The following is a 25,460-nucleotide window of genomic DNA, read 5'->3' on the forward strand; positions in this document are numbered from 1 at the left end:
TCATGGCCGAGAATGGAGTCCATGCCGAGTGCGCTCCCGATCGCCGATCCCGCTCCCGCGGACGGCCTGCTCACCCCCGGCCCGGGCGCCGGCGACGTCCCCTTCGGGGTGTACGTCCACGTGCCGTTCTGCCGGGTGCGCTGCGGCTACTGCGACTTCAACACCTACACGGCATCCGAGCTGCGCGGTGTGCGCCGCGACGACTACGCCGGCCACGCGGTGCAGGAGATCCGCTGGGCGGCCGAGGTGCTCGATCGCTCCGGCGTCCCGCGACGCCCGGTCTCGACGGTGTTCTTCGGCGGTGGCACGCCGACGATGCTGCCCGCGGACGACCTCGTGATGATCCTCCGGGCGATCGACGACACCTGGGGGATCCTCCCTGGGGCCGAGGTCACGACCGAGGCGAACCCGGACTCCGTGGACGCCGACTCGATCGCCACGCTCGAGCGCGGCGGGTTCACCCGGATGAGCTACGGCATGCAGTCCGCGGTGCCGCACGTCCTCGCCACGCTCGACCGGACGCACGACCCCGAGCGCGTCCCGGTGGTGGTCGACCTCGCGAAGCAGCGGGGTCTCGACGTCAGCCTCGACCTCATCTACTCGACGCCGGGGGAGTCCCTCGACGACTGGCGCACCTCGCTCGACGCCGCACTGGCCTGCACCCCCGACCACGTCTCGGCCTACTCGCTCATCGTCGAGGAGGGCACGGCCATGGGGCGCATGGTCGCCCGCGGCGAGCTCCCCGCGCCGGACGACGACCTGGCGGCGGACATGTACGAGCTCGCCGACCGCACCCTCGCCGACGCCGGGTACGCCTGGTACGAGGTGTCGAACTGGGCCCGCACCGACGAGCAGGGCGGCCCGGACCGCCACGCGAGCCGGCACAACCTGTCGTACTGGAAGGGCCACGACTGGTGGGGCGTCGGCCCGGGCGCGCACTCCGCGGTCGCCGGCACGCGCTGGTGGAACGTGAAGCACCCGGCCGCGTACGCGAACCGGGTGCTCTCCGGCGAGTCCCCGGCGGCCGGGCGCGAGACGCTCGACGCCGACACCCGGTACGTCGAGCGGGTGCTCCTGGCGGCGCGCGTTCGCGGCGAGCTCGGCACCGCGGAACTCGGTCGGGAGGCCCGTGGCCGCGTCGCCGGCCTCATCGCGCGTGGTCTCGTGGACGGCTCGGCCGCGGTGCGGGGACGCATCGAGCTGACCCTCCAGGGCCGGCTGCTCGCGGACGCCGTCGTCCGCGAACTGCTCGACTGACGCGCGGGCTGCCGCCCGCGCGCTACTGCTTGATGAACTCGATGGTGAGCGGGTAGCGGTAGAAGTCCCCGCGGTTCGCCGCCACGGCCGCCAGGATCGCGAACACGATCACGAGCACGCCGATGATCGGCAGCAGGACGAACCCGATCACGACCAGGCAGAGCAACCACGCCACGACGTACGCGATCGCCATCGTGATGTGGAAGTTCAGCGCCTGGCGGGTGTGCTCCTTGATGAACTGCCCACGGTCGCGCAGCACCAGGTAGGCGATGATCGGCACGACCAGGCTGAAGAAGATGCCGCCGACGTGCGTCAGGGTCGCCCACAGGCGCTGGTCCTCCGGCGACATCGGCTGCGGCGGCGTGAAGCCGGCCGGGTACTGCGGTCCCTGCGGGTTCTGGGGTCCCCCCGCCTGTTGGCCGTACCGGCCGTCCTGCGGGCCGCCTGGTTGCTGTCCGTAGCTCATGCCGTGAGCGTACCGGCGCAGGCCCCCGCGGTCCCGGTCGGTCGGTGGTCGGGCGTAGGATCAGCAGTCGACACGTCCGAGTGCCAGCATCGAACGGAAGGGGTCCGGATGGTCAGCGAACGCTCCCTCGAGGTCCTCAAGGCCATCGTGCGGGACTACGTCGCATCGCGGGAGCCCGTCGGCTCGAAGACGATCGTCGAGCGCCACGCCTTCGGGGTCAGCGCGGCGACGATCCGCAACGACATGGCGCAGCTCGAGGACGAGCAGCTCATCGCGGCGCCGCACACGTCGTCCGGCCGGGTCCCGACGGACAAGGGCTACCGGGTCTTCGTCGACCACCTCGCGGCCGCGCGGCCGCTGTCGAGCGCGCAACGGCACGCGATCGAGACCTTCCTCGGCACGCCGAACGACCTCGACGAGGTCCTCGGGCGCACCGTGCGCCTGCTCAGCCAGCTCACGAACCAGGTCGCGCTCGTGCAGTACCCGTCGATGGTGCGCGCCCGCGTGCAGCACGTCGAGCTCGTCCGGCTCGGTGACACCCGGCTCATGGTCGTCCTCATCACGGACACCGCCCGGGTCGAGCAGCGCGTGGTCGAGACCGACGTCCCCCTCGACGAGGACTCCCTCACCGAGCTCCGCACCGTGGTGAACGGCGCGAGCGTCGGACTCCTGCTGCAGGACGTGCCCCGGGCCCTGCGCGCAGTGCCGCAGCAGCTCCGCCCGGACGCGCAGGCGCTCGGTGGGGTCGTCGTCGCGACGCTCATCGAGCAGGTGGCTGCGAACCGCCAGGACCGCCTGGTGATGGCCGGCGCGGCGAACCTGGCGAAGAGCGAGCGGGACTTCTCCGGCGGCCTGTTCCCCGTGCTCGAGGCGATCGAGGAACAGGTGACCCTGCTCCGGTTGTTCGGCGAGATGCAGGTGGACGACGTGGCCGTGGCCGCGAGCATCGGCGCCGAGAACGCCGAGTACGGCCTCGACGCGACGAGCATCGTGGCCGGCGGGTACCTCGCCGGCGGCGGGGCGGTCGCCCGACTGGGCGTCCTGGGCCCGACCCGCATGGACTACGGCACGAACATGGCCGCCGTCCGCGCGGTCGCACGGTACCTGTCCAAGCTGCTGGGCGAACATTGACCGGACCACGCGCCCGACGCGCGGTGTCCTGCGGACCGGCTCCGCGCCTCCAGACCGATCTGCGGCGACCGCCGCGACCCACCGACCGAACCGAAACCGACTGAGGGAACCGTGGCAGACCACTACGACGTCCTCGGCGTCCAGCCGGACGCCTCCGATGCCGACATCAAGAAGGCCTACCGACGGCTGGCGCGCGAGCTGCACCCGGACGTCAACCCGAGCCCGGACGCGGCCGAGCGCTTCAAGGACGTGACGCACGCGTACGACGTGCTGAGCGACCCGGAGCAGCGCCGGCGCTACGACGCCGGGCCGCAGGCCGACAGCCCCTTCGGCGGCGGCGCCGGCGGGTTCAGCGACATCTTCGACGCCTTCTTCGGCGGCGGGGGCGGCGGTGGACGTGGCAACGGTCCGCGGAGCCGGGCCGAGCGCGGACAGGACGCCCTGCTGCGCATCGAGGTCGACCTGGACGAGGTCGTCTTCGGCACGCACAAGGACGTCGAGGTCGACACGGCCGTCGTCTGCGAGACCTGCAACGGCTCGTGCTGCGCGCCGGGGACGAGCCCGCGCACCTGCGACATCTGCGGCGGCTCCGGGCACATCCAGCGCCAGGTCCGCTCCCTGCTGGGCAACGTCGTGACGAGCGCCCCCTGCGGGACGTGCCGCGGCTACGGCACCGTCATCCCGAGCCCCTGCCCGACGTGCCAGGGACAGGGCCGCGTCCGCGCGCGCCGCACCATCCCCGTCGACGTGCCCGCGGGTGTCGAGACCGGGCTCCGGCTGCAGATGCCCGGACAGGGCGAGGTCGGCCCGGCCGGCGGTCCCTCGGGTGACCTCTACCTCGAGGTCAAGGTGCGCCACCACGACGTCTACAGCCGTGACGGCGACGACCTGCTCGCGACGCTCGAGGTCCAGATGACCGATGCGATCCTCGGTGCCCACACCACGATCGACGGGCTCGACGGGCCGGTCGAGCTCGAGATCCGTCCGGGCGTGCAGAGCGCCGACGTCCTGGTGATCAAGGACCGCGGCGTGACCAAGCTGCGCGGCAACGGACGAGGCGACCTCCGCGTCGGGGTGCAGGTCGTGACGCCGACGAAGCTCTCCCACAAGGAGCGTGGACTGGTCGAGCAGCTCGCGAAGTCCCACAGGGCACCGGGACCGCAGCTCGCGCGCTTCCAGCAGGGCATGTTCGGCAAGCTCCGCGACCGCTTCTTCAACTTCTGATGGCCTCGCTCCACCTGGTCGAGCCGGGCGGGCTCGACGGCGTCGGTGTCGGCGACCCGGTGTCGCTCGACGGCGCCGAGGGGCGGCACGCGGTGTCCGTCGCGCGGGTCCGCGTCGGCGAGACGCTGCGCATCGCGGACGGGCGCGGGACGGTCGTGACCGGTGCGGTGGTCGCGACGGGCAAGGACTCGTTGACGCTGACCGTGTCCGACGTCTCGGTCGACGCGGCTCCGCGCCCCGCGCTGGTGCTCGTGCAGGCGCTCGCGAAGGGCGGACGGGACGAGATGGCGGTGCAGGCCGCGACCGAGATCGGCGTCGACCGGATCGTCCCCTGGTCGGCCGCGCGGAGCGTGTCCCGGTGGGACGGTGCGAAGGTCGAGAAGGGTCGCGCCCGGTGGGCGGCGATCGCCCAGGAGGCCGCGAAGCAGGCGGTCCGTTCGCGCGTCCCGTCGGTGGACGCGCCGGTGACGACGACGCAGCTGGCCGGGCTGGTCGGCTCGTCGTCGGGTGGTGCCGCATCGTCGGGTGCCGTCCCGTCGTCCGGGGCTGCCCGGTCGTCGGGTGCTGTCCCGTCGTCGGGTGCTGTCCCGTCGTCGGGTGCTGTCCCGTCGTCGGACGTCGGCCGGGAGGCGCGGCGTGCGGTGGTCGTGCTGGACCCGGTGGGTGCGGTGCGGCTCTCGGCGTGGGAGCCGCCCGCGGACGTCGACGAGATCGTCCTGGTGGTCGGCCCGGAGGGCGGCATCGACGGATCCGAGTTCGACCGGCTCGAGGCCGCCGGTGCGGTCCGGGTGCGGCTCGGTGACACCGTGCTCCGCACATCGACCGCCGGGCCTGCGGCCCTGGCGGTCTTGCAGACCCGGCTCGGGCGCTGGTAGCGGCGTCGGAGGCGGGTCCTACGATGGACACCATGAGCAGCAGCGAGCCGAGCATCTTCTCGAAGATCGTCGCGCGCGAGGTCCCGGCGACGATCGTGGCCGAGGACGACCGGGTGATCGCCTTCGAGGACATCGCGCCCAAGGCGCCCGTCCACGTGCTCGTGGTGCCCAAGACCGAGCAGTACCGCGACGTCTCCGAGCTCGCCGCCGGCGACCCGGAGCTGCTCGCACACGTCGTCGCCACCGCCCGTCGCATCGCCGACGAGCGGTCCGGTGGCCAGTTCCGTCTCGTCTTCAACACCGGCGAAGCCGCCGGTCAGACCGTGTTCCACGTGCACGCGCACGTCCTCGCAGGTGATCTGCACGAAGGGAATCTCCTTGCCGGTTGACGAACCCGTCCGTCCCGAACCCACCCAGCCCGGGGCCGACCGCCCCGTGGCGCGTCCCGTGACCGACCCGTCGGACGTCACCGTCGACATCCAGGTCGACGGCATCGCCATGGTGCAGCTCCTCGGCCCGCAGGACCGCCTGCTCAAGACGGTCGAACGCCAGTACCCGGGCGTCCGGGTGCTCGTCCGCGGGAACGAGGTGTCCCTGACCGGTGCCGAGCGCGACGTCGCCCGCGCACACGCCCTCGTCGACGAACTCGTCGCCATGGTGAAGCGCGGCCAGGACATCGGCCCGGCCGACATCCCGACGTCGGCGCGCATCCTCGACGAGGACCGCAAGCCCTCGGACACCTTCGGCACGCCGATCGTCTCGAGCCGCGGCAAGTCCGTGCGCCCGAAGACCGACGGGCAGCGTGCCTACGTCGACGCGATCGACCAGCACACCATCACCTTCGGCATCGGGCCGGCCGGTACGGGCAAGACCTACCTGGCGATGGCCAAGGCCGTCCAGGCGCTCCAGCGGCGTGAGGTCACGCGCATCATCCTGACCCGTCCCGCGGTCGAGGCGGGGGAGCGGCTCGGGTTCCTGCCGGGCACCCTGACCGACAAGATCGACCCGTACCTGCGACCGCTGTACGACGCGCTCAACGAGATGATGGACCCCGAGCTGGTGCCGAAGCTGCTCGCGGCCGGCACGGTCGAGGTCGCACCGCTGGCGTACATGCGCGGCCGGACGCTGAACGACTCGTTCGTCATCCTCGACGAGGCGCAGAACACCACGCCCGAGCAGATGAAGATGTTCCTGACGCGCCTCGGCTTCGGCTCGAAGATGGTCGTCACGGGTGACATCACCCAGGTCGACCTGCCCGGCAACCTGTCCGGTCTCCGGCTCGTCACCCGCATCCTGGGCGACGTCGACGACATCCACTTCGCCCGGCTCGGCAGCGAGGACGTCGTCCGGCACACCCTGGTCGGTCGGATCGTCGACGCCTACACGGTGTACGACGAGGAACGGCTGGCGGAGCAGGCCGGGCACCGACCCGGCGGCCGCGGGACCGCTCCGGTGGGCAACCCCGAGGGGGCGAACCGCGCCGAGCGCCGCGGGCGCCCACCGCAGGACCGCCAGCCGTCCCCGTACCCCCAGAACGACGCCCGAGGAGGCAACCGGTGAGCATCGAGCTCAACAACGAGTCCGGGGTCGAGGTCGACGAGCAGGCGATCCAGCGCCTCGCCGCCTTCGCCCTCGACGCGCTGCACGTCCACGCGGACGCCGAGCTCGCGATCGTCCTCGTCGACGAGGGGGCGATGGAGCAGCTGCACGTCCGGTGGATGGACGAGCCGGGGCCGACGGACGTCCTCAGCTTCCCGATGGACGAGCTCCGCCCCGGGACCGAGGACGAGCCGACGCCGGCCGGGCTGCTCGGCGACATCGTCGTGTGCCCGCAGGTCGCGGCGGAGCAGGCGAGGACCGCGGGGCACACCACGACCGACGAGATGCTGCTCCTCACCTGCCACGGCATCCTGCACCTGCTCGGGTTCGACCACGCCGAGCCGGAGGAGAAGGCCGAGATGTTCGGGCTGCAGGGCGAGATCCTCTCCGCCTTCGCCGCGCAGCGCCGCGGGCGGTGACCTGATGGTGCTCGTCGCCGTCCTGCTCGCGGTGGCGTTCGTGCTGGTCGTCGTCGGCGGTCTGCTCGCCGCGTCCGACGCCGCGCTGACCGTGCTGTCCCGCGCCGACCTCGACGAGATCGCGCGCGGCAGCCGCAACCGTCGTGCGATCGAGGCCGTGGCCGACGACGTCGGCGCGCACGTCAACGCGCTGAACTTCGTCCGGGTGCTCGCCGAGACCGCCGCCGCGGTGCTCGTCACGATCGCCCTCGTCACGGTGTTCGACACCTGGTGGGTGGCGCTGATCGTGTCCGCGGCGATCATGACGGCCGTGTCGTTCGTGCTCGTCGGGTCGAGCCCGCGCAGCGTCGGACGCGCCCACGCCGAGCGGCTCATCGGGGCGACCGGCGGTCTCGTGCGCGCCGTCCGCATCGTGCTCGGCCCGCTCGCCGGCCTGCTCGTGGCGATCGGCGACCGTGTCACGCCCGGGCGCGGACGCAGCGCGTCGACGGTCTCGAGCGAGGAGCAGTTGCTGTCGCTCGTCGACGAGGCGACCGAGAGCAACGTGCTCGAACAGGACGACCGCGAACTCATCCACTCGGTCTTCGAGTTCAGCGACACGCTGGTGCGCGAGGTCATGGTGCCCCGCACCGACATGCTCACCGTGGACGGCACAGCCACGCTCGCCGCCGGGATGGAACGCTTCCTCGTCGCCGGGGTCTCGCGGATGCCCGTCACCGGCAAGGACAGCGACGACGTGCTCGGCGTGCTCTACCTGCGTGACGTGTCGCGTGCGCTGTACGAGCGGCCGGGCAGCGAGCGCGAACCGGTGACGACCCTGCTGCGACCGGCCGAGTTCGTCCCCGAGTCGAAGCCTGCGGACGACACCCTGCGGCACATGCAGGTCGCGAAGAACCACCTGGTGCTCGTCGTCGACGAGTACGGCGGTGTCGCCGGGCTGGTCACGATGGAGGACCTGATCGAGGAACTCGTCGGGGACATCTCCGACGAGTATGACCGCACCGTCGTCGACCGCACCGAGGTCGGCCCGGGGGTCTGGCGGATCTCCGCGCGCATGCCGATCGACGAGCTCGGCGACCTGTTCGGCATCGAGCTCGAGGACGACGACGTCGACACCGCCGGCGGCCTGCTCACGAAGGAGCTCGGTCGGCTGCCGGTCCGCGGCGAGCAGGTCACCGTCTCCGGGCTCGAGCTCACGGCCGACCGGGTCGAGGGCAAGCGCCGCCACCTGATCACCGTCCTCGCCGAGCGGAGCGCCGCACTGCAGGACGCCGAGGACGCCCTCGACGACACCACTCCGAGCACGACGGGAACACCGAACGCATGACCGAGCACGAACCCGACCACGGCACCGACACGGGCACGACCGACGACGCGACGACGCAGCCGTACCGCGCGGGCTTCGTCTCCTTCGTGGGACGTCCGAACGTCGGCAAGTCGACGCTGACGAACGCGCTGGTCGGCGAGAAGGTGGCGATCACCTCGTCGAAGCCGCAGACCACGCGACGTGCGATCCGCGGCGTGGTCCACCGGACCGACGGCCAGGTCATCATCGTCGACACACCGGGTGTGCACCGCCCCCGCACCCTGCTCGGCGAGCGGCTGAACGACCTGGTGCAGTCGACGCTCGGCGACGTGGACGTGATCGGCTTCTGCGTCCCGGCGAACGAGCCGATCGGGCCCGGCGACAAGTTCATCAACGAGTCGCTCGACCAGTACCCCCGGGCGAAGAAGATCGCCATCGTCACGAAGATCGACCGCACGCCGAAGGACCGCGTCGGCGAGCAGCTCCTCGCGGTGTCGCAGCTGCGGGACTGGGACGCCATCGTGCCGACCTCGGGTACGAAGGGGCTGCAGCTCGAGGCCCTGCTCGGGGAGATCACGAAGCTGCTGCCCGAATCGCCGCAGCTCTACGACGCGTCCACCGTGACCGAGGAGACCGACGAGGACCGCATCGCCGAGCTCATCCGCGAAGCCGCCCTCGAGGGGGTGCGCGACGAGCTGCCGCACTCGCTCGCGGTGGTCATCGAGGACGTCGTCGAGCCGGACGAGGACGACGACCCGGACGGACCCCTGAGGATCTTCGCGAACCTGTTCGTCGAGCGCGACAGCCAGAAGGCCATCGTCATCGGTCGGGGCGGGGAGCGGCTCAAGGACGTCGGATCCCGAGCGCGCGCCGAGATCGAGTCCCTGCTCGCCGGCCGCCACGTGTACCTCAACATCCGCGTGAAGGTCGCGAAGGAGTGGCAGCGCGACCCGAAGCAGCTCGGACGCCTCGGCTTCTGACCGGGGTCATCCCCTGGTCGGACGCGCGCCGCCCGGCCGGGCCGTAGCGTGGGGTGGTGTTCCGTCCCATGCTGCGCGCGCAGCTCGTCACCGACGCCACCGCCGCGGTGCTGCTCGGGGGACTCCTGGTGCTCCTGCGCGTCTCGGCCGACCAGTCGTTCCTCTGGCTGGTGACCGTCGTCGGGCTGAGCGCAGCCCTGGCGATCCGTCGGCTCTCGCCCGGTCTGGCGCTCGCCCTCTGCTGGGTCGTCGCGGTCTTCGAGATGGCGACCTGGCAGACGCAGCCCGACCCGTCGAACGTGCTCATGGCCGGGGTCCTCTTCACCACGAGCGCCTACGGCAGCCGTCGCGTCCGGATCGCGGGGCTCGTCTCGGCCGTCGGTGGGTCGTTCGTCGCGGCGGGCTACATCGGGCTGCAGGACTACCAGCGGCGCTCCGGCATCCAGACCGCTTCGACACCGGCACTCGAGACCCTGCAGGTCGTCATCGCCGCCTTCGCAGCAGTCCTCCTGCTGCTCCTGCTCCCGTGGCTCGCCGGACTGGTCCGACGGGCACGCCGGTCCGCGAGCATGAGCCGCGAGGCCCAGCTCGTCGCCGAACGCGACGCGGCCAGGGCGGACCGTGCGGTCGCCGTCGAACAGGAGCGCGTGCGCATCGCTCGCGACATGCACGACATCGTCGCCCATTCGCTCGCGGTCGTGATCGCGCAGGCGGACGGCGCCCGGTACGCCGCGAAGGCGGACCCCGCCGTCGCCGACCAGGCGCTCGCCACCATCTCGACCACCGCGCGCAGCGCCCTCGGGGATGTCCGCGAACTCCTCGGCGCCCTGCGGCACGAGCAGGGGACGGTGCCGACGCCCGAGGCGGCCGACCTCGAGGTGCTGGTGGCCGAGATGCGCGAGGTCGGCCTCGACGTCCGCGTGGACCGGGAGGGCGACCCGTCCGGGCTGCCGACGACGACGCAGCTCGCCGTCTACCGCATCGTGCAGGAGAGCCTGACGAACGCGTGGAAGCACGGCGAAGGCGGCACGCCGGTCCACGCGTCCCTGACCTACCGACCCGACACCGTGGAGATCACGGTGGTCAACCGACGGGCCGACGACGGCACGCGCGGCCCCGGTACCGGACACGGGCTCGTCGGCATGCGCGAGCGCGTCGCGATGACCGGCGGATCGATGACGGCGGGGCCGCGCGGCGACGACTTCACGGTGGCCGTCCGCATGCCGGCGGTCCCCGCCAGCGGCCAGTTCCCTCGAGGCCGCATCACCCAGACGGAGCAGGAGCGCACCAGATGACCACGACCCAGCCGACCGGCAGCCCGATCCGGGTCGCCCTCGTCGACGACCAGGCGCTCTTCCGCACGGGCATCAGGATGCTCATCGACTCCCAGCCCGACCTGCAGTTCGTCGGTGAGGCCGGAGACGGGGCCGAAGGAGCCGAGCTCGTCCGCCGCACCGGCGCCGACGTCGTGCTCATGGACGTCCGCATGCCCGTGATGGACGGCATCACCGCGACCGCGAAGATCGTGGAGCAGGGCGGGGCGGAGGCCGCGAAGGTCCTCGTGCTCACCACCTTCGACTTCGACGAAGCGGCCGCGAAGGCGATCCGGGCCGGTGCGAGCGGCTTCGTGCTCAAGGACGCCGACCCGGAGTTCCTGCTCGCCGCGGTCCGCACCGTGCACGCCGGCACGGCCGTGTTCGCCGCCTCGGCCACCCGTGAGCTCCTCCGCCGCTACGACGACGGCGCGGCACAGGCCGCTGCGGTCCCGGCCGCCTTCGCCGAACTGACGCCGCGCGAGCGGGAGATCTTCGACCTCGCGGCGCGCGGCTGGAGCAACAGCGAGATCGCGCAGCACGAGTACGTCAGCGAGGCGACGGTCAAGACGCACATCTCGCGGGTGCTCACGAAGCTCGACCTGCGCGACCGCGTCCGGCTGGTCGTGTTCGCGCACGAGCACGGACTGGTGCCGAAGGCGGAGTGACGCCGCCTCCGGGCGGACGCACCGTCATCCGACAGGATGACCCCTCCACAGCAGGACGAGCCGAGCGGACCATCCACAGGAGCCGCGTGACGGACGCGGGGCGGGCCTCCCGGACGCGAAGCTCGGAGCATGACCACCAACCAGACCCCGATCATCCGGCTCGACCACGTCTCCAAGCACTACGGGGACGCGGCCCGACTCGTCACCGCGCTCGACGACGTCAGCGTCGACATCGGTGCGGGGGAGTTCACCGCGGTGATGGGGCCGTCGGGTTCCGGCAAGTCGACGCTGATGCACGTTGCCGCCGGGCTCGACTCCGTGAGCACCGGGCGCATCACCATCGACGGGGTCGACATCACCGGCCTCGGGGACCGCGAGCTCACCGAGCTGCGACGGCGACGACTGGGCTTCGTGTTCCAGTCGTTCAACCTCGTCCCGACGCTCGACGTGCGCGAGAACATCCGGCTGCCGTTCCTGCTCGGTGGGCAGCAGCCGAGCCGCGACGAATCGGCGTGGATCGACCGGCTCGTCGACCTGCTCGGCCTGGGCGACCGGCTGAGCCACCGGCCGCACCAGCTCTCCGGCGGCCAGCAGCAGCGCGTCGCCATCGCCCGCGCGCTCGCCTCGCGTCCCGCCGTGGTGGTCGCTGACGAACCGACCGGCGCACTGGACTCCCGCACCGGGCGCGACGTCCTCGCGATCCTCCGCGGCGCGGTGCAGGAGTGGGGGCAGAGCGTCGTGATGGTCACGCACGACCCGACCGCCGCCGCGAACGCCGACCGGATCCTCTTCCTGGCCGACGGACGCATCGTCGACGACCGTCCCGCGATGAGCGCCGCCGAGATCTCGGCGACCATGCTCGGGATGGAGGCAGCCGCGTGACCGGCCTGCGCACGTTCGCCCCGACGGTCCTCGTCGCAGCCCTCGGCACGACGTTCGGGTCCGCCCTCGTCATCGCCCCCGGGATCGTCACGCAGGCGATGGGGGCCACGGGACTCGACGACCTGGCACCCGTGCGGGCGATCCTGTCCGTCGTCGGCTGGCTGTTCCTCGCCATCGCCTTGTACGTCGGTGCGATCGTCACGGCGAACACCTGCGCCACGATCATCGCCGGGCAGACCCGCACGATCGCGCTGCAGCGGCTGATCGGCGCGACGGGGGCGGGGCTGCGTGCCAGGACGACCCGGACCGGACTCCTCGTCGGAGCGGTCGGTGGTGCCGTCGGGACCGTGGTCGGCACCGGGCTGTCCGCGATGTTCGTCACGGTGCTGCGGACCGACGGGTTCCTCCCCGACACGACCTACGACCTGGTCCCGTGGGAGCTCGCGCTGCCGCTGGTCGCCGTCGTCCTGGCGACCTGGGGTGCGTTCGCTGCGGGGTCGCGTCGCGTGCTGACGGTCACCCCGCTGCAGGCGCTCTCCTCCAGCGTCGAACCGAGCCGCGCCGACGTCCGCTCGGGCAGGGCACGCACGGTGTGGGCGGTCCTGCTCGTGACCTCCGGTGCGCTGCTGATGGTGCTCGGGCTCGTGCTCAGCCCCGCGACGCCCGCCGCCGTGCTGCCCGCGGCGCTCGGCGGCTTCGTCTCCTTCGCCGGCGTCGCGGTCGGCGCGACGATCGTGATGCCGCCGGTCCTGCAGCTCATCGGCAGGATCGGTTCGCGTGACCCAGTCGTCCTGCTCGCGGGTCGGAACGCGATGCGTGCCCCCGGTCGGTCGTCGAGGGCGACGATCGGGCTCGTCATCGGCGTGACGCTGCTGGTCACCTTCGCGGTCGCACTCGGGATCATGCAGCACGTGGTCGAGACCCAGATGGCCGCCATGGGCGACGGGTCGCTGCCGGCGGACGCGGTGCAGGCGCAACGGGACTTCTTCGTGCAGCTGAACGCCGTGGTGAGCGTCATCGTCGGGTTCTCCGCCGTCATCGCCGCGGTCGGCGTCGTGAACGCCCTGGCACTCGGTGTGCTCCAGCGACGTCGCGAGCTCGGTCTGCTGCGCGTGCTCGGGCTCACCGGGGCGCAGGTCCGTCGGACGATCGTCACCGAGGCCGTGCAGATGGTGGTCGCGGCGGTCGTCACCGGGCTCGTGCTCGGGACGATCTACGGGTGGGTCGGTGGGCAGACGATGCTCGGCTCGCTCGGGACCGTCGTCACCCCGGTGCTGCCGCCGGCGACCGTCGCGGTGGTGGTGGTCGGAGCCCTCGTGCTCGCGGTCGTCGCCACGGTCGCACCGGTCCGGCGGGCGATGCGGGTGTCACCGACCGAGGCGCTCGCCGTCGACTGAGCGCGCGCGGGTCGCGGGGAGCGCCGGGCGTCATCCACTTGCACCGCGCTGGTGTACCAGTGCTACGGTGGCAGCGATGTACTCGGCGCTCCTCCTCCTTCGCTGCCGCGACGAGGCCTGACACACGGCCCACCTCGTCGCGGAGTCCGTCGTGGCCCCCACAGCGCCGATGCCGGCGAGACGACGAAAGCGACGACCATGCAGAACACCCAGCGCCCCTCCGGGATGCCGATCCACAAGTACGTCCCCTTCCACGAGCAGATCCGCGTCGACCTGCCGGACCGCACCTGGCCGACCAAGCGCATCGACCGCGCGCCGCGGTGGTGCGCCGTCGACCTCCGTGACGGCAACCAGGCCCTGATCGACCCGATGGACTCCGAGCGCAAGCGCGCCATGTTCGACCTGCTCGTCCGGATGGGCTACAAGGAGATCGAGGTCGGGTTCCCCAGCGCGTCGCAGACCGACTTCGACTTCGTGCGGTCCCTCATCGAGGACGGCGCGATCCCGGACGACGTCACGATCCAGGTGCTGACCCAGGCACGCGAGCACCTGATCGACCGCACGTACGAGGCGATCGACGGGGCGAAGCAGGCCATCGTGCACCTCTACAACTCGACGTCGATCGTCCAGCGCGAGGTCGTGTTCCGCACCGACGTCCAGGGCGTCGTCGACATCGCCGTCGCGGGTGCCCGGATGTGCAAGGCGGCCGAGGCCCGGCTGCAGCTCGGCACGCAGGTCTTCTACGAGTACTCTCCGGAGTCCTACACGGGCACCGAGCTCGAGGTCGCGGCCCGCATCTGCAACGCGGTGCTCGAGGTGTTCGAGCCCACGCCCGACCGCAAGGTGATCATCAACCTGCCCGCGACGGTCGAGATGGCGACCCCGAACGTCTACGCCGACTCCATCGAGTGGATGTCGCGCAACCTCGACCACCGCGAGGACGTCATCCTGTCGCTGCACCCGCACAACGACCGCGGCACCGCCGTCGCCGCCGCCGAGCTCGGGTACATGGCCGGTGCCGACCGCATCGAGGGGTGCCTGTTCGGCAACGGGGAGCGCACCGGCAACGTCGACCTCGTCGCACTGGGCATGAACCTGTTCACGCAGGGCATCGACCCGGAGGTCGACTTCTCGGACATCGACCAGGTCAAGCGCACCGTCGAGTACTGCAACCAGCTGCCGGTGCCCGAGCGGCAGCCGTGGGCCGGTGACCTCGTCTACACGGCGTTCAGCGGCTCGCACCAGGACGCCATCAACAAGGGCTTCGAGGCGATGAAGGCGAAGGCCGCCGCGGCGGGCAAGTCCGTCGACGACATCGCCTGGGCGGTGCCCTACCTGCCGGTCGACCCGAAGGACATCGGCCGCTCGTACGAGGCGGTGATCCGCGTCAACTCGCAGTCGGGCAAGGGCGGCGTCGCGTACCTGCTCAAGACCGACCACGCGATCGACCTGCCCCGCAAGCTGCAGATCGAGTTCTCCGGCGTCGTGCAGCAGCGCACCGACACCGAGGGCGGCGAGTTCTCGTCCGAGCGCATCTGGGACCTGTTCCGCGACGAGTACCTGCCCGCCGACGACGAGTCGGACAAGTGGGGCCGGTACGAGATCACGAAGACGGCGACGTCGAGCGACTTCGACGGCACGACGAAGCTCAGCGTCGCGATGCGCGTCGACGAGGGCGCCGTCACCGCCGACGCGGTCGGCACCGGTCCGGTCGACGCCTTCCTCACGGTCATGCGGGAGCAGGGCGTCGCGGTCACGCTGTACGACTACTCGGAGCACACGATGAGTGCCTCCGGTGACGCCAAGGCGGCGGCGTACGTCGAGCTGGACGTCGACGGCACGCGCCTGTGGGGCGTCGGGATCGACGCCGACATCGCGACCGCTTCGCTCAAGGCGATCGTCTCCGCGGTGAACCGCGCGGTGCGCGCCGGCGCAGCGACCGGCACACCAGAGCTGGTCACGGCGTAGGTCGCCGGGCTTCACGTCGTCACCACGGACGGGAGGCGCGGTGCGGGTCCGGCCCGCACCGCGCCTCCCGCCCGTGCGTGCGCCCGCCGCATCGGTGCTGCCGCCGCGGAGCGCCGCGGCGCCAGCCGAAGTCGCACGACGTGCCGCTCACCTTCGCTCGCGGCGGCGTGTCGTGCGACCTCGACGTGCTGCACGCGGCCTGTCGTGCGACCCGGCGACGCCGACGCCGACGCCGACGCCGGCCGCCAGCCGCCGCCGCGGCCACCGGCGCGGCGCTGTCGGCGGGGCGGGGGATACTGGAGCCATGCCGCTGTACCGGGACGAGTGCGTCGTGCTGCGCACCCACAAGCTCGGCGAGGCCGACCGCATCGTCACGATGCTCAGTCGGCAGCACGGCAAGATCCGGGCGGTGGCCAAGGGGGTCCGGCGCACGGCTTCGAAGTTCGGCTCCCGGCTCGAGCCCTTCATGGTCGTCGACGCCCAGTTCTACGAGGGCCGCTCGCTCGACATCGTCACCCAGGCCGAGAGCCTCGGGTCCTACGGCGCGCAGATCGTCACCGACTACGGCGCCTACACGGCGGCCAGCGCCATGGTCGAGACGGCCGACCGGCTGAGCGAGGCGGACGCCGGACTCCAGCAGTACCTGCTGCTCGTCGGTGCCCTCCGGTCGCTGTCGCGTCGGGAGCACGTCGTCAGTGCGACGCTCGACTCGTACCTACTGCGGGCGATGAGCATCGCGGGCTGGGCGCCCTCATTCGGCGACTGTGCGGTGACGGGGGAACCAGGACCGCACACCGCGTTCGTCGTGCAGCTCGGCGGGGTGGTCGCCGATCGTGCTGCGCCTCCCGGGACGCCACGGCTCGACACCGACACCCTCGGGCTGCTCGGCGCACTGCTCGCGGGCGACTGGTCGACGGTCGACTCCTCCGACGAACGAACGCGGTCACGGGCCTCCGGCGTGGTGGCGGCCTACGCCCAGTGGCACCTGGAACGATCGCTCCGGTCACTGCCCCACGTCGACCGCAGCGAGCACCCCGCTCCGGTCGCACCGACCCCCGGTGGGGTGCCGGCAGCGGTGGCTGCCACCCCGGCGCCCGCCGTCCCCGTCCCGTCCGACCACGAAGGAACCCCTGCATGAGCCCACGCCGCTCCGCGTCCGAAGCCGTGTCCGAGGGACTGCGACCCGTCGACTGGACGGGGGAGCGGCCGCCGGCGATCCCCGCGCCGTTCGTCCCGGAGCACGTGGCGATCGTCATGGACGGCAACGGCCGCTGGGCGAACCAGCGCGGCCTGACCCGGGTCGAGGGACACAAGGCCGGCGAGGCCTCGCTGCTCGACGTCGTCGCCGGTGCGATCCAGATCGGCGTCAAGCACGTCTCGGCGTACGCCTTCTCGACCGAGAACTGGAAGCGTTCCCCGGAGGAGGTCCGCTTCCTGATGGGCTTCAACCGCGAGGTCATCCACCGCCGCCGCGACCAGCTGCACGCCTGGGGTGTGCGGGTCCGGTGGGCGGGCCGTCGACCCCGGCTCTGGCGGAGCGTCATCGACGAGCTGCAGACGGCGGAGCGGATGACCGCCGACAACGATGTCTGCACGCTGACGATGTGCGTCAACTACGGCGGCAGGAACGAGATCGTCGACGCGGTCCGGGACATGGCCGAGGACGTCGCCGCCGGTCGGATGAAGCCGAGCCAGGTGACGGAGAAGGCCCTGGCGAAGCGGTTGTACGTGCCGGAGCTGCCCGACGTGGACCTGTTCCTGCGGAGCTCGGGCGAGCAGCGCACGTCGAACTTCATGCTGTGGCAGTCCGCGTACGCCGAGATGGTGTTCCTGGACCGGCTGTGGCCGGACTTCCGGCGCACCGACCTGTGGGGCGCGATCGAGGAGTACGCGCGCCGCGACCGACGCTACGGTGGTGCGGTCGACGCACCCACCGCCTGACGGGAGGCGCGTGGCAGCGCCGCGACGGGCCTCCCGTCCGACGCCTGGTGGGCCGACCGCATCGCGTCGGACCCCATGCGCGCAAGCCCCGCCCCGACGCCGACCAGGCGGAGCCCCGTCGCCGACCACGCGAGCAGGCGGAGACCCGTCGCCGATCAGGCGAGCAGGCCCGCCACCCCGCGCACCGCGTCGAGCGCGGCCCGCACGCTGGGTACCCGGTCCGCACCGCGGGCGACGACGACCTCGACCCGACGCGCGAGCGCGTCGTCGGCCGGCGTGACCGCGACCCCCGGCGGCACGACGGTGGTCGAGAGCGCGAGCCGGGGCAGCAGCGCGACGCCGAGGCCGGCCGCGACGAGCCCGACGACCGCCGCGGCGTTGTCGGTCTCGAGCACGATCTCCGGCGTGAACCCAGAGGCCGCGCACGAGGCGAGCAGGTGCCCGCGACACCGCGGACACCCGCCGATCCACCGTGCGTCGCGGAACGCGGCGAGGTCGGCCACCGTGTCGTCCCGGGACACCGCGTCGCGGGAGACCGCGTCGTCGTGTGACACCGTGCCGTCGCGTGGAACCGCGTCCGCCGCGGTCACGAGCGCGAGCGGATCCCGCCCGAGGGCGCGCGTCGTGAGGGTCGGATCGCTCGCGGGGTCCTCCTGCAGCGCGTGCGAGAACGTCAGCGCGACGTCGACCTCGCCGCGGCGGAGCAGGTCGACGGCCTCGGGCGGTTCGGCCTCGACGTACGACGTCACCACCCCGGGGCTGTCCGCCGCCAGCGCGGCGAGCACCGGCGGCACGAGGGTCGAGGACGCGCTCGGGAACCCGGCGAGCCGGACGCGACCGCGGGCGAGGCCGCCGACGGCGTCGAGGTCCTCACGCGCCGCGGTCAGCGCCGCCTCGACGTGCAGGGCGTGGTCGGCGAGCACGCGACCGGACTCGGTCAGCGTCGCACCGCGACCCCCGCGGAGCACGAGGTCGTGCCCGAGGCGCTGCTCCGCGCGGGCGAGCAGCTGACTGACGGCGGGCTGGCTGTAGCCGAGCACGGCGGCGGCGCGACTGATGGACCCACCGTCACGCACGGCGAGCAGGACCCGGAGCAGCTGCGGTTCGATCGTCTCCACAACGCGATGTTATGGGACCCCGAAGAAAGCTGCCCTGGTGTGATGGTCGCGGGCGTCGGAGCCTGGACGCATGGACTCCTTCGTCGACGGATCGGGCTACCTCGCCGCGTGCACCGCCGGGCTCCCCACCCTCGGAACGCTGGCCGCGCAGCGGGCGGACCTCGACGCCTGGTCGCGCGCCGAGACCTCACCGGCGACCTACGGCGACCTGGTCGAGGAGGGCCGCGCGCTCTTCGCCGGCATCGTGGGCGTCGACGCGGGCCGGGTCGCCACCGGCTCGCAGAGCTCGGCGATGGTGGCGGTCGTCGCGGCCTCGCTGCCGGACGGTGCCGAGGTCGTCGTCCCCGAGGGCGACTTCTCGTCGATCGTCTTCCCGTTCCTGGTGCAGGCACACCGCGGGATCACCGTCCGCAGCGTGCCGCTCGACCGACTCGCCGACGCGGTGCGACCCGGTACCGCCCTCGTCGCCTGGTCGGCCGTGCAGTCCGCCACCGGCGCGGTGACCGACCCGCAGCCCGTCCTCGACGCTGCCCGTGCCGTCGGGGCCCTCACCCTCTGCGACCTCACCCAGGCGGCCGGGGTCCTGCCGGTGTCGGCGGCCCCGTTCGACGTCACGGTCACGCACGCCTACAAGTGGCTGTGCGCGCCCCGCGGGGTCGCCTTCGCCACGGTCTCCGACGCCGCGCTCGAGCGCATCCGACCCGCGCAGGCCGGCTGGTACGCGGGCGAGGACGTCTGGTCCTCGTGCTACGGCCCGGCCATGCGGCTCGCCACCGACGCCCGCCGCTTCGACGTCTCACCGGCCTGGCAGGCCTGGCCCGGGGCGGTCGCCGCCCTGCGGCACCTCGCGTCCGTCGACGCGGCATCGGCCTGGAGGCACGCGACCGGTCTCACGGACCGGCTCGCCGACGCGCTCGGTACGCCCCGGTCCGGACAGGCGATCACGACGTTCCCGGACTCGGACGGCTCGGCGCTCCGGGCGCTGGCGGACCGGGGCGTGACGGCGAGCGGGCGCGCCGGTCGGCTCCGGCTGGCGTTCCACCTCTGGAACGACGAGGAGGACGTGACACGCGTCGTCGACGCGCTCGGGGCACTCCCCGGATTCCGTCCCGTGGGGTGAGTCGACCTGTCCCCAGGTGCCGCGCCTCCCGTCCGCCGACGGCCGCGAGGCCGGTACGCTTGCCAAGTACGTTCCCGCACCGGGCACCCAGTCCGGCGACCCATGGAGTCCCTCTTGGCACAGTCCTCCCGTCTCGACAGCGTCATCGCCCTGGCCAAGGGCCGTGGCTTCGTGTTCCAGTCGGGGGAGATCTACGGCGGATCCCGCTCCGCGTGGGACTACGGGCCCCTCGGCGTCGAGCTGAAGGAGAACATCAAGCGCCAGTGGTGGCAGCGGTTCGTCCGCGGTCGTGGCGACATGGTCGGCCTCGACTCCGCCGTGATCCTGCCCCGCAAGGTGTGGGAGGCCTCGGGCCATGTGGCCACGTTCACCGACCCGCTCGTCGAGTGCCTGCACTGCCACCACCGCTTCCGCGCCGACCACCTGGAAGAGGCCTTCGAGGCGAAGAAGGGCCGGAAGCCCGAGGGCGGTCTGGCCGAGGTGCCGTGCCCGAACTGCGGCACCCGTGGTGAGTGGACCGAACCGCGCGAGTTCTCCGGCATGCTCAAGACCTACCTCGGCCCGGTCGAGTCGGAAGAAGGCCTGAACTTCCTCCGCCCCGAGACCGCGCAGGGCATCTTCGTCGACTTCGCCCAGGTCGTCACGACGAGCCGCATGAAGCCCCCGTTCGGCATCGGCCAGGTCGGCAAGGCGTTCCGCAACGAGATCACGCCCGGCAACTTCATCTTCCGCACGCGCGAGTTCGAGCAGATGGAGATCGAGTACTTCGTGCCGCCGGCCGACGTCGACGCCCACTACGAGCAGTGGATCGCCGACTCGGTGGCGTTCTTCACCGACCTCGGCATCGACCCCGAGAACCTCCGCCGCTTTGACGTGCCGGACGGCGAGCGTGCGCACTACTCCGACGCGACCGCCGACATCGAGTACCGCTTCGGCTTCGCCGGGTCCGAGTGGGGCGAACTGATGGGTGTCGCGAACCGCACCGACTTCGACCTCAACAACCACATCGAGTCGTCGGGCAAGGACCTCCGCTTCTTCGACCAGGCCGCGAACGAGAAGTACGTGCCGTACGTCATCGAGCCGTCGTTCGGTCTGACGCGTGCGCTCATGGCGTTCCTGCTCGACGCGTACCACGAGGACGAGGCCCCGAACGCGAAGGGCGGCGTCGACAAGCGCACGGTGCTGCGCCTCGACCCGCGCCTGGCCCCCGTCAAGGCCGCGGTGCTCCCGCTGTCCCGCAACGAGCAGCTCTCGCCGGTGGCGCGCGGCCTCGCCGACGACCTGCGGAAGTACTGGAACGTCGACTTCGACGACGCCGGTGCGATCGGCCGTCGCTACCGTCGCCACGACGAGATCGGCACCCCGTTCTGCATCACCGTCGACTTCGACACGCTCGACGACAAGGCCGTGACGGTGCGCGAGCGCGACACGATGTCGCAGGAGCGCGTCTCGCTCGACCAGCTGCAGGGCTACCTGGCGCAGCGCCTGCTCGGCGCGTAGCGCGTCGCGTCGCGTCGAACCACGAAACCGACATCGAACCGGGCTCCGCGCCTGGTTCGATGTCGGTTTCCTGGTTCGACCTCGGAATAGCGCCGTGCGTCCCGCGTTGCACCCGCCGTGAACGAGTCTGTGAAGGTCGATGTCTGGTCGGACATCGCGTGCCCCTGGTGCTACATCGGCAAGCGGAAGTTCGAGGCCGGCGTCGCCGCGTTCTCCTCGACGCCCGAGGCCCAGCCGGTCGAGGTCGAGTACCACTCGTTCGAGCTGAGCCCGGACACCCCGGTCGACTTCGAGGGCACCGAGGCCGAGTTCCTCTCGCAGCACAAGGGGCTCCCCGTCGACCGGGCGCAGCAGATGATCGACCAGGTCGCCGGCATCGCCGAGTCCGTCGGGCTGCACTACGACTACGACGCCCTGCGGCACACGAACACCGTCAAGGCGCACCAGGTGATCCACCTGGCCAAGCAGCACGGCAAGCAGCTCGAGATGGTGGAGCGGCTGTTCACCGCCTACTTCGAGCGCGGCGAGCACGTCGGGCAGGACGAGTCGCTCGCCGACCTCGGCGCGTCGATCGGACTCGACCGCGACGAGGTCCTGGCCACCCTGCGGGACGACGCCCAGCTCGCTGCCGTGCGTGCGGACCAGGCCCAGGCACAGGCCTTCGGCATCAACGGCGTGCCGTTCTTCGTCATCGACGGCAAGTACGGCGTCTCCGGCGCGCAGGACCCGGCAGCGTTCGAGCAGGTCCTCCGCCAGGTGGTGGCGCTGCGCGACACGACGCCCGAGGAGCTCGCGGCCCAGCAGCAGCGCGCTGCGGACGACGCGGCCGCGGACGCGGAGGTGACCCGGTGACGGGCGCGACGACGACCGGACCGGTCCAGCCGAGCCTCCAGGCCGACGGACGGGAGGCGCGACCCGCCCTCCTGACGCTCGTCACGCCCGGTGGGGCACCGGTCTGCGAGGGGGACAGCTGCTTCGTGCCCGGCGCGGAGGGGGACTGGACCGAGGTCCCGGACTGAGCCGACCGCTAGCGGACGGGTTCCTCGTCGGTGATGTCGGCGACGGTTGCGTCGTAGGCCGCGATGAGCGCGTCGCCGTCGACGAAGGCGCTCGCACCGTGGCGGCCGGCACCGAGCGCGATGCGGCGTCCGAGCACGCGCTCGTCCGCGAACACCGGCAGGTCGCCGGTCGCGCCGATCGGCGTGATCGTCCCGCGCTCGTAGCCCGAGGCCTCGAGCGCGGTGGTCGCGTCCGGCATCGAGAGCTTGTTGACGCCGACCACGGTGCGGAGCTTCTTCCAGGCGATGCTGCGTCCGCCGGGCACGAGGGCGAGCAGGAAGCCGCCGTCGTGGCGCTTCACGACGAGCGTCTTCACGATGTCGCCGGGCTCGATGCCGAGCAGGGCCGCGGCGTCCTCGAGGGAGTCGGCCGCGGGACGCTCGACGACGTCCACGGTCAGGCCCCGGGCGGCGGCGTCGGCGTCGAAGCGGGCGATCGCGGTGTCGGGCATGTGGAGAACGCTACCGGCCCGGACCGACGTGGGAGGATGGAACACGTATGACGATCACCGACACGCCCAGCACGGCGCCCCGCACGGCGAAGCCCCTGCGCATCGGCCCCATCGAGGTCGAGGCGCCGGTCGTGCTCGCCCCGATGGCGGGCATCACGAACATGGCCTACCGCCGGCTCTGCCGCGAGTACGGCGCCGGTCTCTACGTCTGCGAGATGATCACGTCCCGCGCGCTCGTCGAACGCACCCCGGTCTCGATGCAGCTCATCCAGCACCACGAGTCCGAGACGCCGCGGTCGATCCAGCTGTACGGCGTCGAGCCGAACACCGTGGCCGAGGCCGCGACGATCCTGGTGGGCGAGGACCGCGCCGACCACATCGACCTCAACTTCGGGTGCCCCGTGCCCAAGGTCACGCGCAAGGGTGGGGGAGCGGCCCTGCCGTGGAAGCTCGACCTGTTCCAGGACCTGGTCACCAAGACCGTCAAGGCCGCGGGTGACGTGCCGGTGACGGTGAAGATGCGCAAGGGCATCGACGCCGACCACCTGACCTACCTCGACGCCGCGCGCATCGCCCGCGACGCCGGTGTCGCCGCGATCTCGCTGCACGCGCGCACCGCCAACGAGCACTACTCCGGCCACGCGGACTGGTCGGCGATCGCCACGCTGAAGGAGACGATCACCGACATCCCCGTGCTCGGCAACGGCGACATCTGGTCCGCCGCCGACGCCCTGCGCATGGTCGACGAGACCGGCTGCGACGGCGTCGTGGTCGGCCGCGGGTGCCTGGGACGACCGTGGCTGTTCGGCGACCTGGCTGCGGCGTTCCGTGGCGAGGACGTCCGTGCGATGCCCTCGCTCGGCGACGTCGCGACCGCGTTCCGCCGGCACGCCGAACTGCTCGTCGAGTTCTTCGGGTCCGAGGACCACGGGTGCCGCGACGCCCGGAAGCACGTCTCCTGGTACTTCAAGGGGTACCCGATCGGCGGCGACGTCCGGTCGGCGCTCTCGATGGCGTCGAGCCTGCAGGAGATCGACGACCTGCTCGGGCAGCTCGACTGGTCCGCGCCGTACCCCGGGGCCGACGTCGAGGGTCCCCGCGGCCGCGCCGGACACCCGAAGCGCACGGCGCTGCCCGACCGCTGGCTCGAGTCGCGCGACGTCGACGCCGAGTTCCGCAAGGTGCTCGCCGCCGCCGAGCTGCACCACAGCGGCGGATGAGCGCCACCGCCTCGTACGGGCCCGCCGACGCCGAGCGCTGGTTGCCCGAGACCCACGGCAGCCGCCGTTCCGACTTCGCCCGCGACCGCGCCCGGCTCCTGCACTCGAGCGCGCTGCGACGCCTGGCCGCGAAGACCCAGGTGCTCAGCCCGACCACGGGTCTCGACTTCGCCCGCAACCGCCTGACGCACTCGCTCGAGGTCGCGCAGGTCGGGCGCGAGCTCGCCGACTCGCTCGGGCTGGACCCCGACGTGGTCGACACGGCGTGCCTGGCGCACGACATCGGGCACCCGCCGTTCGGCCACAACGGCGAGACCGCCGTGAACGCCTGGGCGGCCGACATCGGCGGGTTCGAGGGCAACGCGCAGACCCTGCGGCTGCTGACCCGTCTCGAGCCGAAGGTCTACGGCGAGGGTCCCGACGACGACCGGCCGTACGGCCTGAACCTGACGCGCGCATCGCTCGACGCGAGCTGCAAGTACCCGTGGCCGGCGGCACAGGGGGTCGCCGAGGCATCGTCCGGGCGCACGAAGTTCGGGTTCTACGACGACGACCACGACGCCTTCGAGTGGCTCCGCGCCGGTGCGCCCCGTCGGCAGCGGTGCATCGAGGCGCAGGTCATGGACCTCTCCGACGACATCGCCTACTCGGTGCACGACTTCGAGGACGCCGTCGTCGCGGGGTTCATCGACGTCGCCGCGCTCGGTGACCGGGTCGGCGAGAACGACATCGTCACCGCGATGCACGCGTGGGTCGGGTCGGACCTCAGCCGCGACGAGCTGCTCGAGGCGTTCGACCGCCTCCGGTCGCTGCCGCTGTGGATGACGTCGTACGACGGGTCGCGCCGGGACATGGCGCGGCTGAAGAACCTCACGTCGCAGCTCATCGGACGGTTCGCCCGGACGGCGACCGCCGCGACGCGGGAGTCCTACGCCTCCGGATCGCTCGTGCGCTTCGCGGCCTCGGTCGTGACGCCGCCGGAGATCATCGGGGAGATCGCGGTGCTCAAGGGCATCGTCGCGGCGTTCGTGATGACCCACGGCGACCGGCAGCCCGTGTACGAGGACCAGCGCCGGGTGCTCACCGAGCTCCTCGACGCGCTCGCGGCGACGGGGAGCGCTGATCTCGAGCCGGGATTCGCTGCCGACTGGCGCGCGGCGTCCGACGATGCCGGGCGGCTCCGGGCCGTGGTCGACCAGGTCGCGAGCCTGACCGACCAGGGGGCGTTGGCGTGGCACAAGCGGCTCGTGGTGGGGGACCGGGAGACGACGCACATCCCCGTCTGAGCCGCGGGCGCGCGTCGGCGCCGTACCTGAGTCGAGTGTGCGCGCGAGACGCCGGCGTGTGCGGGAGGCGCCGCCGAGCGAGACGCCGGCGTCTGCGGGGGACGCCGCCGAGCGCTCGAGACGCCGGCGTACCTGCGAGACGCCGTCGTGCTTGCGAGACGTCGCCGAACCGGGGACCGTCTCGCCGATGTGCCACCGTCTCGCGGAGAGGGGCCCGTCCCGCGGCGGCGAGACCGTCTCGTTCCGGCTCCGTCTCGCTGAGACGGGACCGTCTCGTCGA

The 25,460-nt window shown here is 72.1% G+C and carries 25 protein-coding genes; 22 read left to right on the top strand and 3 right to left on the bottom strand.

The window, feature by feature from the left end; genetic code table 11:
* Positions 1-21 precede the first annotated feature (21 nt).
* Positions 22-1,257, top strand: a complete 1,236-nt coding sequence (gene hemW / locus C1N91_RS06510) for a radical SAM family heme chaperone HemW (protein WP_137767081.1) — start codon at positions 22-24, stop codon at positions 1,255-1,257.
* A gap of 22 nt (positions 1,258-1,279) precedes the next feature.
* Here the strand turns inward: hemW and C1N91_RS06515 are convergent, their stop codons facing one another.
* Positions 1,280-1,723, bottom strand: a complete 444-nt coding sequence (locus tag C1N91_RS06515) for a DUF4870 domain-containing protein (protein WP_254678374.1) — start codon at positions 1,721-1,723, stop codon at positions 1,280-1,282.
* A gap of 108 nt (positions 1,724-1,831) precedes the next feature.
* On the opposite strand from C1N91_RS06515, the gene hrcA reads away from it, so the two are divergent.
* The 15 genes from hrcA (at position 1,832) to C1N91_RS06590 (ending at position 17,426) form a co-directional block, all read left to right on the top strand.
* The gene (hrcA, locus tag C1N91_RS06520) at positions 1,832-2,854 is read left to right on the top strand and encodes a heat-inducible transcriptional repressor HrcA (RefSeq protein WP_137767082.1); all 1,023 of its coding nucleotides are present in this window, start codon (positions 1,832-1,834) and stop codon (positions 2,852-2,854) included.
* A 111-nt stretch (positions 2,855-2,965) separates the two neighbouring features.
* Positions 2,966-4,078, top strand: coding sequence for a molecular chaperone DnaJ (dnaJ, locus tag C1N91_RS06525; RefSeq protein ID WP_137767083.1), 1,113 nt, complete (start codon positions 2,966-2,968; stop codon positions 4,076-4,078).
* Positions 4,078-4,953 carry an RsmE family RNA methyltransferase gene (locus tag C1N91_RS06530; protein WP_137767084.1) on the top strand — a complete coding sequence of 292 codons (876 nt, stop codon included), beginning with the start codon at positions 4,078-4,080 and terminating at the stop codon, positions 4,951-4,953. Before dnaJ ends, C1N91_RS06530 begins: the two co-directional genes overlap by 1 nt.
* A gap of 32 nt (positions 4,954-4,985) precedes the next feature.
* Positions 4,986-5,342: a histidine triad nucleotide-binding protein gene (locus tag C1N91_RS06535; protein ID WP_137767085.1), complete on the top strand. Its 357-nt coding sequence runs from the start codon at positions 4,986-4,988 to the stop codon at positions 5,340-5,342.
* Positions 5,343-5,451: 109 nt separating this feature from the next.
* The gene (locus C1N91_RS06540) at positions 5,452-6,513 is read left to right on the top strand and encodes a PhoH family protein (RefSeq protein ID WP_254678406.1); all 1,062 of its coding nucleotides are present in this window, start codon (positions 5,452-5,454) and stop codon (positions 6,511-6,513) included.
* Positions 6,510-6,971 carry an rRNA maturation RNase YbeY gene (gene ybeY / locus C1N91_RS06545; RefSeq protein ID WP_137767087.1) on the top strand — a complete coding sequence of 154 codons (462 nt, stop codon included), beginning with the start codon at positions 6,510-6,512 and terminating at the stop codon, positions 6,969-6,971. Before C1N91_RS06540 ends, ybeY begins: the two co-directional genes overlap by 4 nt.
* A 4-nt stretch (positions 6,972-6,975) precedes the next feature.
* Positions 6,976-8,298 carry a hemolysin family protein gene (locus tag C1N91_RS06550; RefSeq protein ID WP_137767088.1) on the top strand — a complete coding sequence of 441 codons (1,323 nt, stop codon included), beginning with the start codon at positions 6,976-6,978 and terminating at the stop codon, positions 8,296-8,298.
* Complete coding sequence (gene era / locus C1N91_RS06555) at positions 8,295-9,257, top strand: GTPase Era (protein WP_137767089.1); 963 nt, start codon at positions 8,295-8,297, stop codon at positions 9,255-9,257. The genes C1N91_RS06550 and era overlap by 4 nt, the downstream gene beginning before the upstream one ends.
* A gap of 56 nt (positions 9,258-9,313) precedes the next feature.
* Positions 9,314-10,552, top strand: coding sequence for a sensor histidine kinase (locus C1N91_RS06560; RefSeq protein WP_254678375.1), 1,239 nt, complete (start codon positions 9,314-9,316; stop codon positions 10,550-10,552).
* On the top strand, positions 10,549-11,238 hold the full coding sequence (locus tag C1N91_RS06565) for a response regulator transcription factor (RefSeq protein ID WP_137767090.1): 690 nt from the start codon (positions 10,549-10,551) through the stop codon (positions 11,236-11,238). The genes C1N91_RS06560 and C1N91_RS06565 overlap by 4 nt, the downstream gene beginning before the upstream one ends.
* A 129-nt stretch (positions 11,239-11,367) precedes the next feature.
* On the top strand, positions 11,368-12,120 hold the full coding sequence (locus C1N91_RS06570) for an ABC transporter ATP-binding protein (protein WP_137767091.1): 753 nt from the start codon (positions 11,368-11,370) through the stop codon (positions 12,118-12,120).
* Complete coding sequence (locus C1N91_RS06575) at positions 12,117-13,517, top strand: ABC transporter permease (protein ID WP_254678376.1); 1,401 nt, start codon at positions 12,117-12,119, stop codon at positions 13,515-13,517. Before C1N91_RS06570 ends, C1N91_RS06575 begins: the two co-directional genes overlap by 4 nt.
* Before the next feature lie 198 nt (positions 13,518-13,715).
* Entirely contained in the window at positions 13,716-15,485 is a 1,770-nt protein-coding gene (leuA, locus tag C1N91_RS06580) for a 2-isopropylmalate synthase (protein WP_137767092.1), read from the top strand.
* A gap of 304 nt (positions 15,486-15,789) precedes the next feature.
* Positions 15,790-16,623, top strand: a complete 834-nt coding sequence (gene recO, locus C1N91_RS06585) for a DNA repair protein RecO (protein WP_137767093.1) — start codon at positions 15,790-15,792, stop codon at positions 16,621-16,623.
* Positions 16,620-17,426, top strand: a complete 807-nt coding sequence (locus tag C1N91_RS06590; RefSeq protein WP_137767094.1) for an isoprenyl transferase — start codon at positions 16,620-16,622, stop codon at positions 17,424-17,426. The genes recO and C1N91_RS06590 overlap by 4 nt, the downstream gene beginning before the upstream one ends.
* A gap of 155 nt (positions 17,427-17,581) precedes the next feature.
* Here the strand turns inward: C1N91_RS06590 and C1N91_RS06595 are convergent, their stop codons facing one another.
* On the bottom strand, positions 17,582-18,544 hold the full coding sequence (locus C1N91_RS06595; RefSeq protein ID WP_137767095.1) for a LysR family transcriptional regulator: 963 nt from the start codon (positions 18,542-18,544) through the stop codon (positions 17,582-17,584).
* A gap of 70 nt (positions 18,545-18,614) precedes the next feature.
* Between C1N91_RS06595 and C1N91_RS06600 the strand changes: the two genes are divergently transcribed.
* The 4 genes from C1N91_RS06600 to C1N91_RS16655 all read left to right on the top strand — a co-directional run bounded on the left by C1N91_RS06600 (position 18,615) and on the right by C1N91_RS16655 (position 22,183).
* Positions 18,615-19,664 (top strand): aminotransferase class V-fold PLP-dependent enzyme, encoded by a 1,050-nt coding sequence (locus tag C1N91_RS06600; protein WP_137767096.1) that lies wholly within the window; start codon positions 18,615-18,617, stop codon positions 19,662-19,664.
* Between the two features lie 114 nt (positions 19,665-19,778).
* A complete protein-coding gene (locus tag C1N91_RS06605; protein WP_058749007.1) occupies positions 19,779-21,164 on the top strand; it encodes a glycine--tRNA ligase in 1,386 nt (461 codons plus the stop codon).
* 117 nt (positions 21,165-21,281) lie between these two features.
* A complete protein-coding gene (locus tag C1N91_RS06610) occupies positions 21,282-22,016 on the top strand; it encodes a DsbA family oxidoreductase (protein WP_058729416.1) in 735 nt (244 codons plus the stop codon).
* Positions 22,013-22,183 (top strand): hypothetical protein, encoded by a 171-nt coding sequence (locus tag C1N91_RS16655; protein WP_175415934.1) that lies wholly within the window; start codon positions 22,013-22,015, stop codon positions 22,181-22,183. The genes C1N91_RS06610 and C1N91_RS16655 overlap by 4 nt, the downstream gene beginning before the upstream one ends.
* An 8-nt stretch (positions 22,184-22,191) precedes the next feature.
* On the opposite strand, the gene C1N91_RS06615 is transcribed toward C1N91_RS16655, so the two are convergent.
* Positions 22,192-22,674: an aminoacyl-tRNA deacylase gene (locus C1N91_RS06615; protein ID WP_137767097.1), complete on the bottom strand. Its 483-nt coding sequence runs from the start codon at positions 22,672-22,674 to the stop codon at positions 22,192-22,194.
* 47 nt (positions 22,675-22,721) lie between these two features.
* Between C1N91_RS06615 and dusB the strand changes: the two genes are divergently transcribed.
* Positions 22,722-23,894 carry a tRNA dihydrouridine synthase DusB gene (gene dusB / locus C1N91_RS06620; RefSeq protein WP_058729418.1) on the top strand — a complete coding sequence of 391 codons (1,173 nt, stop codon included), beginning with the start codon at positions 22,722-22,724 and terminating at the stop codon, positions 23,892-23,894.
* On the top strand, positions 23,891-25,180 hold the full coding sequence (locus C1N91_RS06625) for a deoxyguanosinetriphosphate triphosphohydrolase (RefSeq protein ID WP_137767098.1): 1,290 nt from the start codon (positions 23,891-23,893) through the stop codon (positions 25,178-25,180). The genes dusB and C1N91_RS06625 overlap by 4 nt, the downstream gene beginning before the upstream one ends.
* Positions 25,181-25,460 lie beyond the last annotated feature (280 nt).

Origin of the sequence: Curtobacterium sp. SGAir0471 (genome assembly GCF_005490985.1) — a bacterium.
GTDB lineage: Bacteria > Actinomycetota > Actinomycetes > Actinomycetales > Microbacteriaceae > Curtobacterium.